The organism is Kineococcus glutinatus (assembly GCF_039542765.1).
In the GTDB taxonomy this organism is placed as follows: domain Bacteria; phylum Actinomycetota; class Actinomycetes; order Actinomycetales; family Kineococcaceae; genus Kineococcus_A; species Kineococcus_A glutinatus.
Window position 1 is genome coordinate 1 of sequence record NZ_BAABIL010000785.1, and the last position, 1,617, is coordinate 1,617.

The following is a 1,617-nucleotide window of genomic DNA, read 5'->3' on the forward strand; positions in this document are numbered from 1 at the left end:
GACGCGCTCGCCCTCCACGTACCGGCCGCTGCCACCCCGGTGCCGCCCCGCGTCCCCGCTCACCGGCCCGACGCTAGCGGCCCGCCACCCCGCGCACCCGGCGCGGGCCGGTGCCGTCAGCCGGGCTGCACGAAGCCGGAGCGGTAGGCCAGCACGACGGCCTGCGTGCGGTCCCGCGCGCCGGTCTTGGCCAGGACGGCCGCGACGTGGGTGCGCACCGTCTCCACCCCCAGGACCAGCTCGGCGGCGATCTCGGCGTTGCTCAGGCCGGCGGCGACCAGCCGGAGCACCTCCCGCTCCCGGGCGGTGAGGCGCGCCAGCTCCGGCACCTGCGCGCCGGCCGCGCGCACGTGGCGGCGGGCGAGCTCGCGCACCGCGCCGGGGAACAGCAGCGACTCCCCGCGCGCGACGGTGCGGATGCCGTGCAGCACCTCCTCCGGTGAGCACCGCTTGAGCAGGAAGCCGTCGGCGCCGGCGGCGAGGGCGTCGAGGACGTGCTCGTCGTTGGAGAAGGTGGTCAGGACGAGGACGCGGGCGGCCGAGCCGGCGCGCACCAGCGCGCGGGTGGCGGCGATGCCGTCCAGGCCGGGCATGCGCACGTCCATGAGCACCACGTCCGGTGACGTGCGGGCCACCAGGTCGAGGACCTCGGCGCCGTCGTCGGCCTGGCCCACGACGAGCAGGTCCGGCTCGGCGCCGATGACGGCGGCCAGCCCGCTGCGGATCAGCGGCTCGTCGTCGACGAGCGCGACGCGGACAGCTCCCGCGCGCCCGCTCACGTGGTGCTCCGCGCCCGCACCGGCAGCCGCACCCGCACCCGCCAGGTGCCCGCGTCGTCCGCCCCGACGTCCAGCGCGCCCCGCAGGTCCAGCACCCGCTCCCGCACCCCCCGCAGCCCCCGCCCGCCGGAGGGCCCCCCGGCCGCCGGCGCGCCGGTCCCGCCGGGTGCGGCGTTGGCGACGTCGAGCACGAGGTCGTCGCCGGTGGCGTCCACCCGGACCCGGCAGGCGGCGCCGGGGGCGTGGCGCAGCGCGTTGGTGAGCGCCTCCTGCAGGATCCGGTACGCCTCGCGGGACACCACCGCCGGCAGCTGCTCCACCCGGCCGCGCACGGCCACCTCCGCCCGCAGGCCCGCGGCGCGGGAGGCGGTCACGAGGGCGTCGAGGTCGCGCAGGTCGGGCGCCGGCGCCGTGGTCACCGCCGCCGGGCCGCTGCCCTCGCGCAGCAGCCCGAGCACGTGGTCCAGGTCCACCAGGGCGCGGCGGGAGGCGTCCTCCACGGCGCGCAGGGCCGTCTCGGCGGCGGCGGGGTCGCGGGTCAGCAGGCGCCGGGCCGCACCGGCCTGCACGCTGACCAGGCTCAGGGAGTGCCCCACGCTGTCGTGCAGCTCCCGGGCCAGCCGCTCGCGCCCGGCGAGCACGGAGACGTGCGCCTCGACGACGGCGAGCCGCTCCCCCGCCGGGGCCGCCAGCAGCCGCGGGGGCAGCGCCGCCAGCAGCGGCCCCAGCAGCGCGCCGCCGGCCACCGCCGCCACCACGAGGACGCCGGCCAGCACCAGCCGCGCCGCCGGGCCCTCCGGGACGGCGAGGCCCGTCAGCTGCGCGGCCGCACCGGGGG

General features: G+C 80.3%; 2 protein-coding genes. Both read right to left on the reverse strand.

Annotated features, from left to right (window positions below; translation table 11 throughout):
- Positions 1 to 116 precede the first annotated feature (116 nt).
- Complete coding sequence (locus ABEB16_RS21405) at positions 117 to 779, reverse strand: response regulator (protein ID WP_345714198.1); 663 nt, start codon at positions 777 to 779, stop codon at positions 117 to 119.
- Positions 776 to 1,617 (reverse strand): sensor histidine kinase (locus ABEB16_RS21410; protein ID WP_345714199.1); only part of this gene is annotated, 842 nt, incomplete at its 5' end. The genes ABEB16_RS21405 and ABEB16_RS21410, both read right to left, overlap by 4 nt.